The 17,058-nt window shown below is 70.2% G+C and carries 17 protein-coding genes; 9 read left to right on the top strand and 8 right to left on the bottom strand.

Annotated elements, in window-relative coordinates; all coding sequences use genetic code 11:
• Positions 1-206: 206 nt before the first annotated feature.
• The 5 genes from ABT130_RS25125 to ABT130_RS25105 all read left to right on the top strand — a co-directional run bounded on the left by ABT130_RS25125 (position 207) and on the right by ABT130_RS25105 (position 5,103).
• Positions 207-467 carry a hypothetical protein gene (locus tag ABT130_RS25125; RefSeq protein WP_350918632.1) on the top strand — a complete coding sequence of 87 codons (261 nt, stop codon included), beginning with the start codon at positions 207-209 and terminating at the stop codon, positions 465-467.
• Positions 454-1,137, top strand: coding sequence for a hypothetical protein (locus tag ABT130_RS25120; protein ID WP_350918635.1), 684 nt, complete (start codon positions 454-456; stop codon positions 1,135-1,137). Before ABT130_RS25125 ends, ABT130_RS25120 begins: the two co-directional genes overlap by 14 nt.
• A gap of 188 nt (positions 1,138-1,325) precedes the next feature.
• Positions 1,326-3,491 (top strand): molybdopterin-dependent oxidoreductase, encoded by a 2,166-nt coding sequence (locus tag ABT130_RS25115; RefSeq protein ID WP_350918637.1) that lies wholly within the window; start codon positions 1,326-1,328, stop codon positions 3,489-3,491.
• A 101-nt stretch (positions 3,492-3,592) separates the two neighbouring features.
• Complete coding sequence (locus ABT130_RS25110; RefSeq protein ID WP_245651701.1) at positions 3,593-4,147, top strand: HD domain-containing protein; 555 nt, start codon at positions 3,593-3,595, stop codon at positions 4,145-4,147.
• An 89-nt stretch (positions 4,148-4,236) separates the two neighbouring features.
• On the top strand, positions 4,237-5,103 hold the full coding sequence (locus ABT130_RS25105) for a Rieske 2Fe-2S domain-containing protein (protein WP_350959119.1): 867 nt from the start codon (positions 4,237-4,239) through the stop codon (positions 5,101-5,103).
• A 46-nt stretch (positions 5,104-5,149) separates the two neighbouring features.
• Here the strand turns inward: ABT130_RS25105 and ABT130_RS25100 are convergent, their stop codons facing one another.
• From ABT130_RS25100 to ABT130_RS25090, 3 genes are all read right to left on the bottom strand, one after another.
• Positions 5,150-5,377, bottom strand: a complete 228-nt coding sequence (locus ABT130_RS25100; protein ID WP_030916880.1) for a DUF8836 family protein — start codon at positions 5,375-5,377, stop codon at positions 5,150-5,152.
• A gap of 29 nt (positions 5,378-5,406) precedes the next feature.
• Complete coding sequence (locus ABT130_RS25095) at positions 5,407-6,162, bottom strand: sulfite exporter TauE/SafE family protein (RefSeq protein ID WP_350959116.1); 756 nt, start codon at positions 6,160-6,162, stop codon at positions 5,407-5,409.
• Positions 6,163-6,292: 130 nt separating this feature from the next.
• Entirely contained in the window at positions 6,293-7,087 is a 795-nt protein-coding gene (locus ABT130_RS25090) for an ABC transporter ATP-binding protein (protein ID WP_350918647.1), read from the bottom strand.
• A gap of 66 nt (positions 7,088-7,153) precedes the next feature.
• On the opposite strand from ABT130_RS25090, the gene ABT130_RS25085 reads away from it, so the two are divergent.
• Positions 7,154-7,873: an Rv1486c family protein gene (locus ABT130_RS25085; protein ID WP_350959113.1), complete on the top strand. Its 720-nt coding sequence runs from the start codon at positions 7,154-7,156 to the stop codon at positions 7,871-7,873.
• Between the two features lie 32 nt (positions 7,874-7,905).
• Here ABT130_RS25085 and ABT130_RS25080 read toward each other — a convergent pair whose 3' ends face one another.
• A complete protein-coding gene (locus ABT130_RS25080) occupies positions 7,906-10,374 on the bottom strand; it encodes a protein kinase domain-containing protein (protein WP_350959110.1) in 2,469 nt (822 codons plus the stop codon).
• A 172-nt stretch (positions 10,375-10,546) separates the two neighbouring features.
• On the opposite strand from ABT130_RS25080, the gene ABT130_RS25075 reads away from it, so the two are divergent.
• Positions 10,547-11,266, top strand: a complete 720-nt coding sequence (locus tag ABT130_RS25075) for a hypothetical protein (RefSeq protein WP_350959108.1) — start codon at positions 10,547-10,549, stop codon at positions 11,264-11,266.
• Between the two features lie 13 nt (positions 11,267-11,279).
• On the opposite strand, the gene ABT130_RS25070 is transcribed toward ABT130_RS25075, so the two are convergent.
• From ABT130_RS25070 to ABT130_RS25055, 4 genes are all read right to left on the bottom strand, one after another.
• A complete protein-coding gene (locus ABT130_RS25070) occupies positions 11,280-11,918 on the bottom strand; it encodes a response regulator (RefSeq protein ID WP_350959105.1) in 639 nt (212 codons plus the stop codon).
• The gene (locus ABT130_RS25065; protein WP_350918662.1) at positions 11,915-13,045 is read right to left on the bottom strand and encodes a GAF domain-containing sensor histidine kinase; all 1,131 of its coding nucleotides are present in this window, start codon (positions 13,043-13,045) and stop codon (positions 11,915-11,917) included. The genes ABT130_RS25070 and ABT130_RS25065 overlap by 4 nt, the downstream gene beginning before the upstream one ends.
• A gap of 346 nt (positions 13,046-13,391) precedes the next feature.
• Positions 13,392-14,537, bottom strand: coding sequence for an RNA polymerase sigma factor (locus ABT130_RS25060; protein ID WP_350959102.1), 1,146 nt, complete (start codon positions 14,535-14,537; stop codon positions 13,392-13,394).
• 6 nt (positions 14,538-14,543) lie between these two features.
• A complete protein-coding gene (locus ABT130_RS25055; protein ID WP_350959181.1) occupies positions 14,544-14,951 on the bottom strand; it encodes a YciI family protein in 408 nt (135 codons plus the stop codon).
• 516 nt (positions 14,952-15,467) lie between these two features.
• On the opposite strand from ABT130_RS25055, the gene ABT130_RS25050 reads away from it, so the two are divergent.
• Together ABT130_RS25050 and ABT130_RS25045 are read left to right on the top strand one after the other, a co-directional pair.
• On the top strand, positions 15,468-16,013 hold the full coding sequence (locus ABT130_RS25050) for a hypothetical protein (RefSeq protein ID WP_350959099.1): 546 nt from the start codon (positions 15,468-15,470) through the stop codon (positions 16,011-16,013).
• A 454-nt stretch (positions 16,014-16,467) separates the two neighbouring features.
• Positions 16,468-17,022, top strand: coding sequence for a hypothetical protein (locus ABT130_RS25045; RefSeq protein WP_350959096.1), 555 nt, complete (start codon positions 16,468-16,470; stop codon positions 17,020-17,022).
• The last annotated feature ends 36 nt before the right edge of the window (positions 17,023-17,058 follow it).

Raw genomic sequence — 17,058 nt, 5'->3', positions numbered from 1 at the left:
CGCACCTGATCGGCAACGGCGCCGTCTCCAGCACGACGGAGTTGAACCGGGGAGGCCAGCAGGGGGAGCGGAGGAAATCGGCCGGCGACGGCCCAGAGTCGCACGCACCAGGGGGCGCCCGATCGGGCGCAAAAAAGCACCGGGTCGGCGGCCACCGACCCGGTTGGCACAAGAACTCCACGTTGAAACCACGAAGGGAGTCTCCTATGTCCTTCCACCGTACCAAGGGACTCTGCGGAATCAAGACCCTCATCCTCGATCTGATCTACATCATCGACCGAGAACTCTGCATGGACCAGGACGAGTGGGCCCACCGGCTCGGCTGGACCGTGACCAGGACCGGTTTCGTGAGCAGGCACTACCGCGAGCCCCGGTTCGACCTCCTCAAGGCCGAGCGGACCACCGCCTCCGCTCTCGCCCTGGCGCCCGTACCCGGCAAGAGGGCGGGCGGCGATGTCGCGGCGTAACCTCCGCAACAACCGCTACGGTCGCCCCGACGGCCGGCCACCCGGCAGGACGGGCCTCCTCGTCCGGCTGTGGCGCTGGCGGACGGAGATCGTCCTGCTCGCCGCCGTCTCGACCGTCCTGGCCGTGGCGGCCCTCTCCTTCAAACAGGGCCACTGGTGGCCCTCTGCCCTTCTGGCCTGCACCTCCGGCGTTCCCGCCGCCTCCCGCTCCGGGCGCAGGTGGGTGAGGGCGCACGCGTGGTGTCTGATCTCCCGGCACCGCCTGCAGAGGACGTGCGTGGAGACCGGGATACACACCCGCTCGGGACGGCTTCCGCTGGTGCTGTGGATCACTCCTTCCGCCGCCGGGGAGAAGGCGCTGATCCTCGCCAGGGCCGGGATCTGTGCTGAGGACTTCGAGGCGTTCTCGGCCGAGATCGCGTCGGCGTGCTATGCCCGCGACACCGTGGTCCTTCGGCACCGCAGGTGGGCGCACCTGCTGGCCGTCGAGATCGTCCGCAGGGACGAGTTCACCGGCCCCCCGGTGGGAATCGACCGGTGGTACGGGTGGACGGACTGGGTCGGCCCACGGGCCCACCGGACCGTGCGGGAGGAGTCCGGCATCCGCTCCGCCGCCGCCCTGCTCCCCGGGCCGCACGAGCCCGCCGACCAACGGCAACGGGCCGCGTGAACCTCCGGTCCACGGGAAGCAGGCCGCGCGAACCTCCCATCCGGCCGCGGGACACAGCGGGCCGCCTGGGTTCCACTGGCCGCCCCGTCCTCCTGGCGGCATGGAAGCCCCCGAGTTCGCCCTCGGGGGCTTCCCCTCGCCCCGGCCTACGGCCATGATGAGTTCACTTACCGGACTCAGGAGTGCCGATGAGAACAGCGCACCGGACCTGCCCCCTCTGCGAGGCCGTCTGCGGCCTCCGGCTCACCCTCGACGACACCGGGCATGTCACCTCGGTCAAGGGCGACCCGGACGACCCGTTTTCCAAGGGGTTCATCTGCCCCAAGGGGGCAAGCCTGGGCCGCCTCGACGAGGACCCGGACCGGCTGGGCGTCCCGATGATCCGGACGGGCGAGGTGTGGCGCGAGGCGTCCTGGGACGAGGCGTTCCGCACGGTCGAGGAGGGCCTGAAGGGCGTGATCGACGCACACGGCCGCCGGTCTCTGGCCGTCTACGTCGGCAACCCGAACGCCCACTCCATGGCGGGCGCCCTGTACGGCACACCCCTGATCCGCGCTCTCGGCACCCGCAACGTCTTCTCCGCGAGCACCGCGGACCAGATGCCCAAGCACGTCTCCTGCGGCCTGATGCTCGGCGACCCGCTGGCCATCGCGGTGCCCGACCTGGATCGCACCGACTACCTGCTGATGCTCGGCGCCAACCCGCTGGAGTCCAACGGCTCGCTCTGCACCGCCCCTGACTTCCCCGGCCGCCTCAGGGCGCTGCGCGGACGCGGAGGCAGGCTCGTGGTCGTCGACCCGCGCCGCACCCGCACCGCCGCTCTCGCCGACGAGCACCTGTTCGTGCGGCCGGGCACCGACGCCTACCTGCTGTTCGGCATCGTGCACACCCTCTTCGCCGAGGATCTGACCTCGGTGGGCGTCGAGGTCAACGGGCTGGACGAGGTCGGCCGGCTGGCGGAGGACTTCGCCCCGGAGACCGTGGCCCCGATCTGCGGGGTGCCCGCCGCGGAGATCGTACGGCTGGCGCGCGAGCTGGCCGCGGCCCCGACCGCCGCCGTCTACGCCCGGATCGGCACCTGCACCGTCGAGTTCGGCACCGTCACGCAGTGGCTGGTCGACGTCGTCAACATCCTGACCGGCAACTTCGACCGCCCCGGCGGGGTCATGTTCGCGAAAACCGCGGTGGAGAACGGCCGCAGGAGCAGGCCGTACACCACGGGACGCTGGCACAGCCGCGTCCGCGGGCTGCCGGAGGCGAACGGTGAGCTCCCGGTGGCCACCCTCGCGGACGAGATCGAGACACCGGGCGAGGGGCAGGTCAGAGGGCTGGTCATGGTGGCCGGCAACCCGGTGCTGTCGGCGCCGGGCGGTCCACGGCTGGACGCGGCCTTCCGTGACCTGGAGTTCATGGTCTGCGTGGACCCGTACCTGAACGAGACCACCAGGCACGCGAACGTCATCCTGCCGCCGCCCCGGGTGATGCAGTCGCCGCACTACGACCTGTCGCTGCTGTTCGTCGCGGTCCGCAACTACGCGAGGTTCTCCCCGCCGGTCCTGCCGCTGGAGCCGGGACGTCCCTCCGAGGCCGAGATCATGGCACGGCTGACGATGATCGCCTCTGGGCAGGGGGCGGACGCCGACCCGGCCCTGCTCGACGAGCTGATCCTCGACCAGATGCTCCGCAAGGCGGCCGAGACGCCCGGCTCACCGATGGAGGGCGGGGACCCGGCCGAGTTGCGTGCCTCGCTGGACGGCGGCAGCGGAGCCGAGATGCGGCTGGACGCCATGCTCAGGCTCGGCCCCTACGGGCTCTCCCTGGCCACGCTCCTGGCGAACCCGCACGGCATCGACCTGGGCGCTCTGGAACCTCGGCTGACGGAGATCGTCCGCACCGCCTCAGGGCGGGTGGAGCTGGCTCCGCCGCGGCTGGTCGAGGACGTCGCGCGGCTGCGCGGGCGGCTGACCGTGCCACCCGCGGAGATCGTGCTGATCGGCCGGCGCCACCTGCGCTCCAACAACAGCTGGCTGCACAACGTGGGCCCGCTGGTCGGCGGGACCAACCGGTGCACCCTGCAGATCAACCCGGACGACGTGAGCAGGCTCGGGCTGGGCGAGCACGCGGTGGTGCGCTCGGCGGCCGGCGAGCTGGTCGTACCGCTGGAGCCGACCGACACGATCATGCCGGGAGTGGTGAGCCTGCCCCACGGATGGGGACACGCGGGCACCTCGCAACTGGTGGCCGCCGAGCACGCGGGGGTCAATGCGAACGCGCTGACAGACGATTCCATCGTGGACGTACCCTCGGGAAACGCCGTGTTCAACGGGGTCCCCGTCACACTCGGCCGGGCATGATCCCATGATCGCTCGGAAAAGGGGGATCGACGCGCATTAGGCTTGCGCGCGTGACCACCCCTTTAGCACAGGACCGTCTACACGCTCAGCTCACCTTCGCCATGGAGATCGACAAGCTCAGACGCATCGTCCGCCGCAACACCCTCATGGACGGGTCGCGGCGGGAGAACGACGCCGAGCATTCCTGGTACGTGGGCATGCTGGCGATGGTCTTGGCCGAACACGCACCACCGGGCACCGACCTCGACAGGGTCGTCGCGATGCTGCTCGTCCACGACATCGTCGAGATCGACGCGGGAGACACCTTCATCTACGACGCCTCCGCCGTCGAGGCCCAGTTGGGCATCGAGCGCAAGGCCGCCGACCGGATCTTCGGGCTGCTCCCAGATGACCAGGCCGCGCGGTTGCGCGACCTCTGGGACGAGTTCGAGGAGCGCAGGACTCCCGAGGCCAAGTTCGCCAAGGCCCTCGACCGGATCGCGCCCATCATGGCCAACCACCACAACGAGGGCGGCACCTGGTCGCTCTACAAGGTGACCGCGGAACAGGTGCTGGAGAAGGTGAAAATCATCGAGGAGGGGTCGGCGACGCTGGGCGCCTACGCCACCGAGATCATCGCTCTCTCCGTCAGCCGAGGACATTTGGCGCGTGCATAACACCGTTCCCGGGTAGGTCCCTATGGGTCGAGAAGGGGGCGATAGTGAAGGAAACCGTCAAAACAGGGCGCCGAACTTTTAAGCGCCTGGTGCCCGGGGTCGAATTCACCGAGCGGATCGAGCGGTCCCCCAGGGCCGATCGGCCGATCCGCATACTCGCCAAGGCGGTACGCCGACGGATCGGCCCAGGCCTGCTCCGTGACCTGCTGCACGGGGTACCGCTCGGCAAACCACTTCATCCACCGCTCGCCAACCTCAGCCTGGGCCTCTGGGCGGCGACCGCGGTGCTCGACGTGACCCGCTCGGATCCACGCGCGTCGCAACTGCTGGTCGCGAGTGGACTCGCCACCGCCACCCCGGCGGTGGCCGCGGGCGTCGTCGACTGGTCCGCGCTCCACCGCGAGCAGCAGCGGGTGGGGTTCGTGCACGCGATCGCCAACCTGACCTCCCTAGGGCTCTACGCCGGATCGCTGGCGTTCCGGTTGAGCGGGCGCGACCGGACCGGGCGGCTGCTGTCGTTCGTCGGGCTGGGTGCCGCGAGCGTGGGCGGCTACCTCGGCGGCTACCTCGCCTACCGGCAGGCGGCCGGGTCCAACCACGCCGAGTCCGTCGCCCACCTGGTCCCGCTGGGCTGGCACGACCTATGCGAGATCGGCGATCTGCCGGACGGACGTCCGGTGACGCGACGGCTCGGCTACATCGACCTGTTCGTACTCCGTGTCGGGGGCACCGTCACGGTCCTCGCCGACCAGTGCGCCCACCTGGCCGGGCCACTCCACCAGGGGCGTCTGATCTCGGAGGAGGGCACCACCTGCGTGGTCTGCCCGTGGCACGGAAGCACCTTCAGACTCTCCGACGGTGCCGTCGTACACGGCCCGGCCACAGCCCCCCAGCCGTCCTTCGAGACCCGGGTCCGCCGCGACGGCGTGCTCCAGGTCCGTCCCGCCCAGGCATGACGAACCGCCCCGCCACCGGTCCTGAGCTGTTCGGGCCCGTTCGGGGCTATGCGGACTTGCCGTCGGCGGGGTGTTCCACCAGGGCGAGGATCCGGCTGGACATGAACCGGGCGGTGCGCACGGCCGTTCCGCTCCGGGTGACCTCGCTCACCTCGACGACGCCGCCGCGTGCGTTGGCCACCTCAACGCGGCGTCCCGCTCTGGTGGCGCTGACCTCGTAGGTACGGGAACTGTCTCCTGCGTCGATGACAACCTCGACCTTGTCACCTTTCATACCTAATTGGTACCCACTAGTAGGCAGGTTCACCCGTACACCAGTTTGACTATCGCCACCACACCGATGCAGACGATGAACCAGCGCAATACCGGAGCGGGCAACTTCCTGCCGATCTTCGCACCGAGGAAACCGCCGATCGCGGCGCCCAGCGCCACCATCAGCACCGCCAGCCAGTCGATCTCCGCGATCAGGATGAACAGCGCCGCGGCGGACATGTTGATCAGCAGCGAGAGCACGTTCTTGGCCGCGTTGATCCGCTGCAGGCCGTCGTCGAGGAAGCTGCCGAGCAGCCCGATGAGCAGCACGCCCTGCGCGGCGCCGAAGTAGCCGCCGTAGATGCCGCAGGCGAAGACACCGATCCAGAGCCAGGGGCCGCCGTGCGGCTGGGCGTGCTCCCGCCGGGCGCTCAACCACCTGTTGAGTCTCGGCTGGGCGATCACCAGCACGCACGCCACACCGATCAGGACGGGCACCACGACGTTGAACGTCTCCGCGGGGAGATAGAGCAGGAGCACCCCGCCGATCACCGCGCTGATGATCGTCGGAATTCCCAGCCGGATCAGCCGCTGGCGCTGCCCCTTCAACTCCGCCCGGTAGCCGAGCGCGCCGGTCAGCGAGCCCGGGACCAGGCCGACGCTGTTGCAGACGTTGGCGACGACCGGCGGCATCCCCAGCGCGACCATGGTCGGAAACGTGATCAGAGATCCGGAGCCGACAACGGCGTTGATGCCTCCGGCTCCGATACCGGCCACGAAGATCGCGGCCGCCTCCCATGGTGTCATGAACTCCCCTTTGCTGGTGAGGCTCGCGCCCATGACGAGGTGCACGGCACTTACCGGATGCTAGGAGGAGCCCGGCCGCCGTCTCACAGCAGGGGTATGCTTTACCGGTTTTTGGACAACCGTAATGAGCTCAGAGTTGGTGCGCCCGCGCGTACCACCGGCCGTCCCGCCCCTGATCCAGGCTGAGCGGGACGCTGAAGGTGTGCGACAGGTTCTCCGCCGTCATCACCTGCTCGATCGGCCCCTGGGCCACCACGGAGCCGTGCCGGAGCAACAGCGCGTGGGTGAACCCGCTGGGCACCTCCTCCACGTGGTGGGTGACCAGCACCATGGTCGGCGCCTTCGGATCGTGCGCGAGCGTCGCCAGGCGACGGACCAGGTCCTCGCGCCCGCCCAGGTCCAGGCCGGCGGCGGGCTCGTCCAGCAGCAGCAGCTCCGGGTTCGGCATGAGCGCGCGGGCGATCTGGACCCGCTTACGCTCTCCCTCGGACAACGTGTTGAACCGGCGCCGGATCAGGTGGGCGCATCCGAACTGGTCGATCAGCTCGACGGCGCGCGTGACGTCGTGGGAGTCGTACTCCTCCGTCCAGCGGCCGAGGATGGCGTACGAGGCCGTGAGCACCAGGTCGATGACCTTCTCCTCCGGCGGCACCTTCTCCGCCAGTGAGGCGCTCGCGAGCCCGATGCGGGGCCGCAGTTCGAAGACGTCGCTCTGGCCGAGCCGCTCGCCCAGAATCTCCACGATGCCCTCGGTGGGGAACAGCATCGCCCCGACCACCTGCAGCAACGTCGTCTTCCCCGCGCCGTTGGGACCGATGACGACCCACCGTTCGTCCTCGTGAACGGTCCAGTCGATCTCCCGCAGCAGGGCCGCCCCGTCCCTGCGGACGGTGACGTCCTGTAGCCGAAGCACCTGACCGCCCATCCCTTACGCCTCCTTGTGAATCGCTGGAACAAAACCTATTGCAGGGTGAGCGCATATCGTGGATCGGTGCACCCTGATTCACCGATCTCGGCCACCCTGGTCTGCTGGGGCAACGCCTGGCTCGCCGGACAGGTCGGCCTCGACGAGGCCGCCGACCGCGTGGAACGACAGGCCGGCCCCCAAGTCGTCGCCGCGGAAAGCGGCGACCTTCCCCTCCGCGGGTTCCTCGCCGACCTGCGGATCGGGGGTATGAAGTCGCTGCGACTGGCCCTGCCCGTCCCGGGCGACCCGCTCGGGCTCACCGGACCGCCCCCCTTCAACTCCGCGGCCATCGAGGCCGGACAGGCGGCGACAGCCGTGCTCGGTGACAGATGCCTTGGCCTGGTCCCGGTAAAGGACCACCGCGGGTCATCGTACGCCGGGGTTCGCTGGAGCGTGCTGGAGGCCCGAGCCACGGCACCCGACCTGCCCTCTCTCGCCGACGCGGAGCACGAGCTGACCCGCGCGATGCGCGTGGCCACCGACGCCCTGCTCGGCGTGGAGGGGCCGGCCCAGGGCCATCGGCAGCTGAACATCACCGATGACGGCCTGGCCCCCGGCTACCCCGCCCGCGCCCATCGGGTCGCCGCCCTGGCCGCCCGTCTCGCCGCGGTGCTCCGCATCGCCGACGAGCGGGGGCTCACCTCGGGCCAGCTCGCCGTGCGCGCCGAGGCCCTGCGTGAGCTCGACCGCGCGGTGCGCCGGGCCCGCGTGGTCGCCCACCACGCCATCACCGAGCTGGTCTGAGGGCCCGGTCCGAGAGCCTGTCGCGGGGCGGGTCACCGGCCGGAGGTCAGCTTCCAGAGCTTGACGGTGCGGTCCTTGCCCGCCGAGACGGCCACCATACGGTCGCCGATGGTCATGACGGTGACCGAGTAGACCCCGCCCTTGTGTGCCTTGATCGCCTTGCCAAGGGGTTTGCCCTCGGCCGGGTCCCAGAGCCGGACGGTCCCGTCCGTGCTGCCCGACACCAGCACGGTGCGCCCGTCCACCGTGCCGAACGCCAGGGAGTAGACGTTGCCTCCGTGACCTTTGAGCGGCTTGCCGATGGTCTTGGAGGTCTTCGGGTCCCAGATCCTGATCTTCTTGTCCTTGCCGCCCGAGGCGACCACGGTGCGGTCGCCCAGCTTGCCGAAGGCCACCGAGAAGACCCGCCCGCTGTGCCCCCGGTAGACCTTGCCGTACCGCTTCCTGGTGACGAGGTCCCAGATCTTCAGCGTCTTGTCGGCGCTGGCGGACACGACGACGGAGCGCTTTCCGATCTTGCCGAAGGCGAGCCAGTTGACGTCGTCGCGGTGCGCGGAGACGACTCTGAGCAACCTGCGGCTCTTCAGGTTCCAGAAGTAGAGCGTGCCGTCGCCGTCCCCGGTGACGGCGACCGGTGAACCGTTCACGATGCCCGCCGCGGCGGAGAAGACCGCGATGGGGTGGTGGCCGAGAATCCTGCTCTTGCGGGTCTTCAGGTTCCACAGGCGGACGGAGTGGTCGTAGCCGCCGGTCACCGCGTACGGCGTGCCGCCGAAGGTGACGGTGGCGACCGCGTAGACCTCGCCCCGGTGGCCGCGGAGCCGGTGGAGCCTCTTGTGCTCGTCAGGGTCCCAGATCCCGAGCGAACCGTCCTGGCTGCCCGAGACCACCGTGGGCCTGCCCTTGATCTCGACTTTGGCGAGGGACTGTACGGCCCTGCTGTGCCCCTTGAGCGCCTTACCGTCCTGACCGTCGAAGAGCACCGCGGTGGGCGGCATGGCGAGCGGCTCGGACGGCTCGGAGGTCGGCGCCGTCGTGAGGCTCGCCGTGGGGGCCGGGGGCAGGGCCTGCGCGACAGGTGTCGGGGCCTGCGTGGTGGCCTGCGAGGCGGCCGTGGGGGGCCGCGTGGAGGGAATCGAGGACGACGACGTACCGTCATTGGGAGCCGGGGAGCTCGCCGTGGTGTCGTTCCGCATGCTCGGCACCGCCACCAGCACGGCGGTGGCCAGGGCCAGGGCTCCCACGAGCACCCCGGTGACGAGGGCGGCCCGTCTGCGCCGCGTCCCGTGCTCGCCGGGCGCGCCGGGTACCGGGTCACCGAAGAGGTCCGGGTGCCGCGGCGGTGGCGGGGGGTACGCCCCCTGCGGAGGCGCGGCCTGCCGGCCGACGGGCGTCAGGTTGCCCGGGTAGTGCGCGGGTCCCGCTGGGGAGGTGAAGGGGACGGCCGCGGGCACAGGAGCAGCCGGGGAGGTGCCCGCCCTGCCGCCCGAAGCGTGGCCGGGGATCGCACCGGGCTCCCCCGGGTCCGCCCCTGACGGGCGCACCCACAACGTCTCGGGAGCGGGCGGCGGGGGCACGGTCGAGGCGGCAGGCGGGGGCACGGGCGGAACGGCGGGCGAAGGCGCGGGCGGGGCGGTGGGCGGTGGCAGGGGCGGAGCGGCGAGCGGAGGCTCGGGAGCGGCTGCCTCCTCCGACTGGGTGTCCAGAAGCGCGAACAGCACCTCGGAGGCGTTGGGCCGTTCCCCGGCCTGCTTGCTGAGGCACGAGGTGACGATCGGCCGCAGGGTGTCGGGAAGCTCGGACAGGTCTGGGGCCTCGTTCATCACCCTGTAGATGACCGCTGGCACGCTGTCCTGGCCGAACGCGGGCCGCCCGGTCGCGGCGAACACCATCGTCAACGCCCAGCTGAACATGTCGGAGGAGGGCTCGACCCGGTGCCCGGAGACCTGTTCCGGCGACATGTAGGCGGGGGTGCCGACCACTCCGCTCGTCACGGTCATCGCCGAGTCGAGGGCCCTGGCGATGCCGAAGTCGATCACGCGGGGTCCGTCGGGACCGAGCAGCACGTTGCTGGGCTTGAAATCGCGGTGCACGATGCCCGCCCGGTGGATGGCGGCCAGCGCGGTCACGGTGCCGACCGCGAGCCGGTGGAGCACGTTGCCGCCGCGGGGCCCCTCGGCCTGCACGACCCGCTGCAGGGAGATCCCCTCCACCAGCTCGCTCACGATGTAGGGGCGGTCACCGTCCATGTGGGCGCCCAGCACCTGGGCGGTGCAGAACGGCGCCACCCGGCGGGCGGCGGAGACCTCACGGAGGAACCGGGCGCCGTCCATGCCGGTGTCGCTCAGCCTGGGGTGGAGCAGCTTGATCGCCACCATCGCCCCGTCGGACCCCCGGCCCGCGTAGACCACCCCCTGCGCCCCCTCGCCGAGGCGGCCGAGCAGCCGGTAGTCGCCCAGTGACTCCGGGTCCTCCCTGCGCAGCGGGCTCGTATCCGGCACCTGAGCCTCCCCGTTGTCCAGCCTGTGAACCACCGCCATCCCCGAGTCACCAAAGATACGCAAATAACTAATTTTCAGGTAGATCATTCACGCTTCCGGCGCGTCCTTCTTAAGTCATAATCTTCGAAACAAATGGTGACTACGGTCACCCCTAGCTCGTGCGGAGACGCCCATGCGCCGAAGCTTCGGCACGCTCCTAGGTCTCAGCCTCATCACTCCGCTCGCGATCGTCCCCAACGCCTCGGCCGCCGCCGCGAACACACAGTCCCCGGCTTCCTCCGAGGCCCTGTCGGCGCCCCGGACGGACGTCTCGGCCGTGGCCCCGTCAGCGGCGAGTCTGGACAGGCCCTGGTCCGCTTTCAAGGTCTCAGTGAAGGCCCCAAAGCGGGTCAGAAGCGGCCAAGAGTTCATGTATACGATCAAAATCACCAATCGGGGACCGCAGAAGGCCGACTACTTCTACGTAGGCGGGACCCTCCTACCAAAAGGCATCAACAGCACCGTCTACTACAAGGGCCCGAAAGGCACCGACTGCGACTTCTACACCGACGGCTTCTGGTGTGTGACGCCCTGGATCATCGGCAAGGGCGAGTCGGAGACGGTGCGCATCTGGGTCAAGCTCAACAAGCGGACCAGGGGCACCGCGGTCGCCAAGCTCGGCGCCGACACCTGGAACGTCCCGACCGGAGGCGCGGACCTCAGCCGCAACGAGTGGAGGCGACTGAACTTCCCCCACTGGTACTACCTCAAGACGGTGAAAACCAAGATCGTCCATCCCACACCGCCCAAACCCAAGCGCAGTGGGGGCGGGAGTTACACCCCGCCACCGCCGCCGCCTCCCCCGCCACCGCCCCCGCCGCCGGGACGGCGTGAGGAGAAGAAGGACACCTGACCTCGCACGCCGGTCAGGCCAGGCCGTTCCGCACCGCGTAGAGGGCGGCCTGGGTCCTGTCCTGCACGCCCAGCTTCATCAGCACGTTGGAGACGTGGGTCTTCACGGTCTTCTCCGCCACGGTGAGCTGTCTGGCGATCTCCCTGTTGGAACGGCCCGACGCGATCAGCGCGAGCACCTCGCGCTCCCGTTCGGTCAACGGTGCCACCCGCCTGCCCTCCGGCGTGGCCGGAACGGATCCGGAGAGGGAGAGCATCGCCTCCGCGGCCTCCGGAGCGAGCAGCACCTGGCCGCCGTGCACCGCCCGGATCGCGTGCACGAGCGCTGCCGGTTCGACGTCCTTGTACAGGAAGCCCGCCGCGCCCGCCCGCATCGCCGGGGCCACGTCCTCCCGGTCACTGACCGAGGTCAGCACGAGCGCCCGCGGCGACAGTCCCCGCTCCCCCAGCAGGAGCAGCGCGCCGAGCCCGTCGAGGACCGGCATCTTCAGGTCGAGCAGCAGCACGTCCGGGGCGAGGGTCTCCACCAAGGTGACCGCCTCGGCGCCGTCGGCGGCCTCGCCGACCACGTCGAGGTCTTCCTGGAGGTCCAGGAAGGTACGCAGCCCCTGCCGGACGACCGGGTGGTCGTCGGCGATCAGGACGCGGATCACGCCGGCACCTCCATCCGGACGAGCGTGCCGCCCCCGGGCTCCGACCTCACCCGCACGCTGCCGCCGACGGCCTCCGCCCGATCGCCCATCGAGGCGATGCCCAGCCCTCGTCCCACGGCGGCGGTCACCTCGAATCCCGTCCCGTCGTCGCTCACCTCCAGAAACACGCGCCCGCCCTCGCAACCCAGCCGTACGCCGACGGCACGCGCCTTCGAATGCCTGGAGGCGTTGTGCAGCGCCTCCTGGGCCACCCGCAGCACGGCCGCCTCGATCTCGGGTTCGAGGTCGCACACCGGAGCCTCCTCGAACGAGAACGAGGCCGGGTGGAGCCGGTCGAGCAGGCGGACGTGCTTGCGGAGCGTCTCGGCCAGGCCGTGCCGGTCGAGCTCGGCCGGCCGGAGCTCGACGATCACCGCCCGCAGTTCGGCCAGCGCCTCTCCCGCCAGCCGTTCCACTTGGTCGAGCTCCCGCACCGCCCGTACCGGGTCGCCGGCGACCAGCGACGCCGCGGCCCGCGCGGTGAGGCGCAGCGAGAACAGCTTCTGGGTCACCGCGTCGTGCAGTTCCCTGGCCATCCGGGTGCGCTCCTCCACCAGCGTGAGCTCCCGGCTCCGCTCGTACAGGCGGGCGTTGGTGAGGGCGAGCGCGGCGTGCGCGGCGAACATGGTGAGTAGCCGCTGGTCGGCCTCGGTGAAGCCGCCCGGGGCCCGCTTGTTGGACAGGAAGATGATGCCGAGCACCTCGTCCCCGTCGAGGATCGGCACCCCGAGGAAGTCCTTGAGCACCGGATGGGCGCGGGGCCAGTATTCGAACCGGGGGTCCCTGCGGATGTCGGGAAGCCTGACCGGCACGCCCTCGCGCAGCAGGGCGCCGAGCATGCCGTGCTGGCGGGGCGTGGGCCCGATCGCGTCCCACTCCTCGTCGGAGATGCCCTCGGCGACGAACTCGGCGAACGCCCCCTGGTCGTCGGGCACGCCCAGCGCGGCGTAGCGGGCGTCCAGCAGCCGCCCCGCCGACCGCACGATGACGCCGAGCACCTCCCGGACCGACAGATGCCTGGTCACCGCGAGGACGGCCGAGCTCACCGCGTGCAGCACGGCGTCCCGGTCCTCACTCTCGGAGCTCACGGAACGACTCTAGCCCCGGTCCTATGAGAGCTCGGCGCCGCCGTTCGGCGGGCTCGGTACCGGTGGGCGGACGCCCGTACGGCGGCCGGTACCACGATCAAGGCCGAGGAGGTGTGTTCGCTGACGATCCGGTTGCCGGGGCCGTCGGCCATCGAGCGGGACGGCCGTCCGGTCCGTCCGCCGCGCCGTGCGCCTCCAGGGCGTCCAGCTGGGACTGGAGTTCCTGGATGAGGGAGGAGCAACGGGCGTGGCCGATGCGGATGTCGGCTGATAGCCGGTCGAGGTCGACCGGGGCGGGCGGCGGGGTGAGCAGACCGCCCCTGTCGGGTCGGTGAACGCCCGCCGCTCAACTGCGCAGCTGCGCGTTGAGCCGTGCGGCCTGTCGCGTGAGGTGGTCGCGTTCGGGGAGGCTGGGCGCCGATCGGGCGGCTTCGGCGTAGAGCCGTGCCGCGGTCACCGGGTCACCGTCACGCTCGTGCAGGTACGCCGCGACGGCGGCGTAGCGGGGCAGTGCGGGGTCGAGCCCCGCCAGGGCGGCCAGGCCGGCCCGCGGGCCGTCGGCCTCGCCGACCGCGACGACCCGGTTGAGGCGGGCCACCGGGCTGCCGGTGAGGCGCACCAGTTCGTCGTACCACTCGACGATCTGCACCCAGTCGGTCTCCTCGGCCGTCCGGGCGTCGGCGTGCAGCGCGGCGATGGCGGCCTGGGCCTGGAACTCGCCCAGGCGGTCACGGGTGAGGGCTGCCTGGAGCACGTCGACGCCCTCGGCGATCAGGCGGGTGTTCCACAGGCCGCGGTCCTGCTCGGCAAGAGGCACGAGCCTGCCGCCGGGGCCGGTCCGTGCCGGGCGCCGTGCGTGGTGGAGCAGCATGAGCGCGAGCAGGCCCGCGACCTCCTCATGGTCGGTCTTGGCCGCCAGTCGGCGAGTGAGCCGGATCGCCTCGCCGGCGAGGTCGACGTCGCCGGAGTAGCCCTCGTTGAAGACCAGGTAGAGCACGCGCAGCACCGTGGCGACGTCACCGGGCTGGTTGAACCGGACGCCCGAGACGGCCCGCTTGGCCCTGCTGATCCGCTGGGCCATGGTCGCCTCCGGCACGAGGTAGGCCTGCGCGATCTGACGCGTGCTCAGGCCGCCGACCGCGCGCAGCGTGAGCGCGACGGCCGAAGCCGGTGTCAGGGACGGGTGCGCGCACAGGAAGTACAGCTGGAGCGTGTCGTCCACCGCCTCGCCCGGGCCGGGCACGGGCTCGCCCTCGACACGTACCTCGCGCTGCCGCCGGGAGGTATCGGCACGGGCGGCGTCGAGGAACTTACGCCAGGCCACGGTGACCAGCCAGCCCTTGGGGTCCCGCGGCGGGTCGTCCGGCCACACGCGCACGGCCTCGACCAGGGCGTCCTGCACGGCATCCTCGGCCGCCGCGAAGTCGGCTCCGCGACGGACGAGGATGCCGATCACGATGGGGGTGAGGGTCCGCGGCAGGGCCTCGTCCACCGTGCGTCACTCCGTGATGGTCGGGGGCGCGGCCAGGAACGGGCGCACCTCGAGCCACTCGTGGATCGGCTTCCCACCCGCCCCCGGAGCCGCGGACAACTCGCCGGCCAACTCGAGCGCCCGCTCGTAGGTCTCGACGTCGATCACCATCCAGCCGGCGATCAGGTCCTTGGTCTCCGCGAACGGGCCGTCGGTGACCGGCGGCCGCCCCTCGCCGTCGTAGCGGACGAACGTGCCCTCCGGGGAGAGCGCCTGACCGTCGACGAACTCGCCGGTGCCCTCGAGCCGAGCGGCGAAGTCCTGCATGTACTGCACGTGGGCCGAAAGCTCCTCCGGCGTCCACTGGTCCATCGGCACGTCGTTGACCGGTGCCGGCGCGCCCCGGTAGTGCTTGAGCAGCAGGTACTTGGCCATCATGTTCTCCTTGGTGCGGTACGGCCCATTGTGGCCGTGTTCACTCCGGGGACGAAGCCGCGCTCGGGTTCTCGACATCCCACCGCGACATTTCCCGGCGGATTTCACAGACTCCGCGCACTCCCAGGCGCCGCAGATGGGCACAGGGAGTCCCTTCTCGTCCAAGGCGCGAAGGGCACGGTGGTGAGCCGGACCCGGCCGCGTCGGATCGCCGCCTCTCGATCGGCACCCGGTGCGGCCGGCAGGAGTCGGCCTTGTCCGCGCACCGCGGATCGCCAGGCGTCTCCCGAACCCGAGTAACCCCAGGTCAGAGGTGGGTTCGTTGGATTCTGCCGCATTGCTGCCGAGACTCCCGGGGGAGGGAGGCGAGGACCGGGCCGCAGCGGGCACCCGACGCGTCGTCCGACCGCTCACCGTTCGGTCGGCCAGTCAGTCACAAGGAATCTCCAAGTGGGCTCCCGCATGCTGATCGCATTGACCAACGGGGGATCACCGAATTCCGACTGGAGTAAAGAAATGCGCCGGCACCTGACCGCCTTCGCCGCCATCGCCCTGGCGGGAGGCATGCTGCTCACCCCTGGAACCGCGAACGCCGCGGCTCCCCAGATCACCGCCCCGCAGGGGACGGTCCACGCCGACCAGCCGCTCGCGCCGCTGAAACTGACCGTCACCTACCCTCGCAGGGCCTGGGCGGGTGACTCCTACGTCTACACGCTCACGACCAAGAACGTGGGCAAGTGGTACACCGACATCGCCTACATCGGCGGCTACCTTCCTTCACAGGTCTCCAAGGTCCGCGTCATCCGCAAGCCCGCCGGGTCGTACTGCGAGATCTCCGGCCGCGAGGTGGGCTGCCTGCTCGACACCCTGAACCCCGGAAAGACGGCCACCGTCAAGGTCAGGGTCTGGTTGAAGAACAGCGCCAGGGGCACCGCGACCGCCGATTTCGGCTCGGCCTCGATCGACGTCCCCGCGGGCGGGCTCGGCACCTTCGACATCCACGGCATCGACATCGGCAGCGACGTCAAGTACGTGCGGGTGAAGACCCGGGTGCTCCGCTAACCGCGCGTTCCGCGCGTGCCGCCGTCCGTCCCCCTGGGGCGATCGCCGAAAACAGCGACGATCGTGACGCCCCGTACGTCGACGACGCGGCACGCGCGGAAAACAATCTAAGCCGGTTTCATCCCCTAAAATCCTCTTAGGGCGCCTTTAGGGCATTTTCAAAACCCGGCCTTTCCCGGTTCGGGTTCCTCACGAAGCCCAGGCCTCCGCACGACGCGAAGTCCCGGCCCTTTCGAGTCTCAGGTCACTCCGGGCCCCGGATCGCACGAGACGTGCCGGTCGGTGTGGCCCTGCCCCGCCCGGCACCTCCACCCGGTACGGCGCCGCGCCAGGCGCTCCACCTAAATCACATAACGAAATATGATTTCTCCCCACATCTATATGTGTGATAAAACGCTGGAACTTTATGGGGCGTTCCAGACGTCCCCTTAACCCTTCAGCTGGGAGACGTTTGATGCGCCACCCGATCTCCAAGATCGCCGCTCTTGCTCTGGTCGCCCCGCTGGCCGGCGGCATGCTGTTCGCCACCCCCGCCTCGGCGGCTCCCGCGCAGGCACCGGCGGCGGTCAAGGCCGCAGCCGAACCGTTCTCCTCCTTCACGGTCAGCGTCTCCGCTCCGAAGAAGGCCAAGGCCGGCGGAAAGGTCACTTACAAGATCAAGGCCGTCAACAAGGGCCCCCACCCGGCCGACGCCTTCTACATGGGCGGCCTGCTGCCCAAGCACTCCAAGGTCACCGCGATCTACGGGCCCAAGGGCACGGAATGCGGCACCTACGAAGACGGATTCTGGTGTTTGACCCCCTACGCCCTTGAGATCGATGACTACGAGACCATCGCGATCACGGTGAAGCTCGGCAAGAAGTCGGGACGGACCGCCGAGGCCATCCTGGGCGTCGACACCTACGACGTCCCGACCGGCGCCGAGGACCTCTCCCGGGACGAGCTTGAGCGCCTGGGCAACAAGCACTGGTTCTTCGTGAAGAAGGTCAAGACCGGGATCGTGCGCTAACACACCCACCGAGAAGGCGAGCAGCCCCGGCCCGTC

This window comes from Streptosporangium sp. NPDC001681 (assembly GCF_040298085.1).
Classification (GTDB): Bacteria; Actinomycetota; Actinomycetes; order Streptosporangiales; family Streptosporangiaceae; genus Streptosporangium.
The sequence above is the reverse complement of the archived record's forward strand: the minus strand, read 5'-3'. Positions and strand labels throughout refer to the sequence as shown.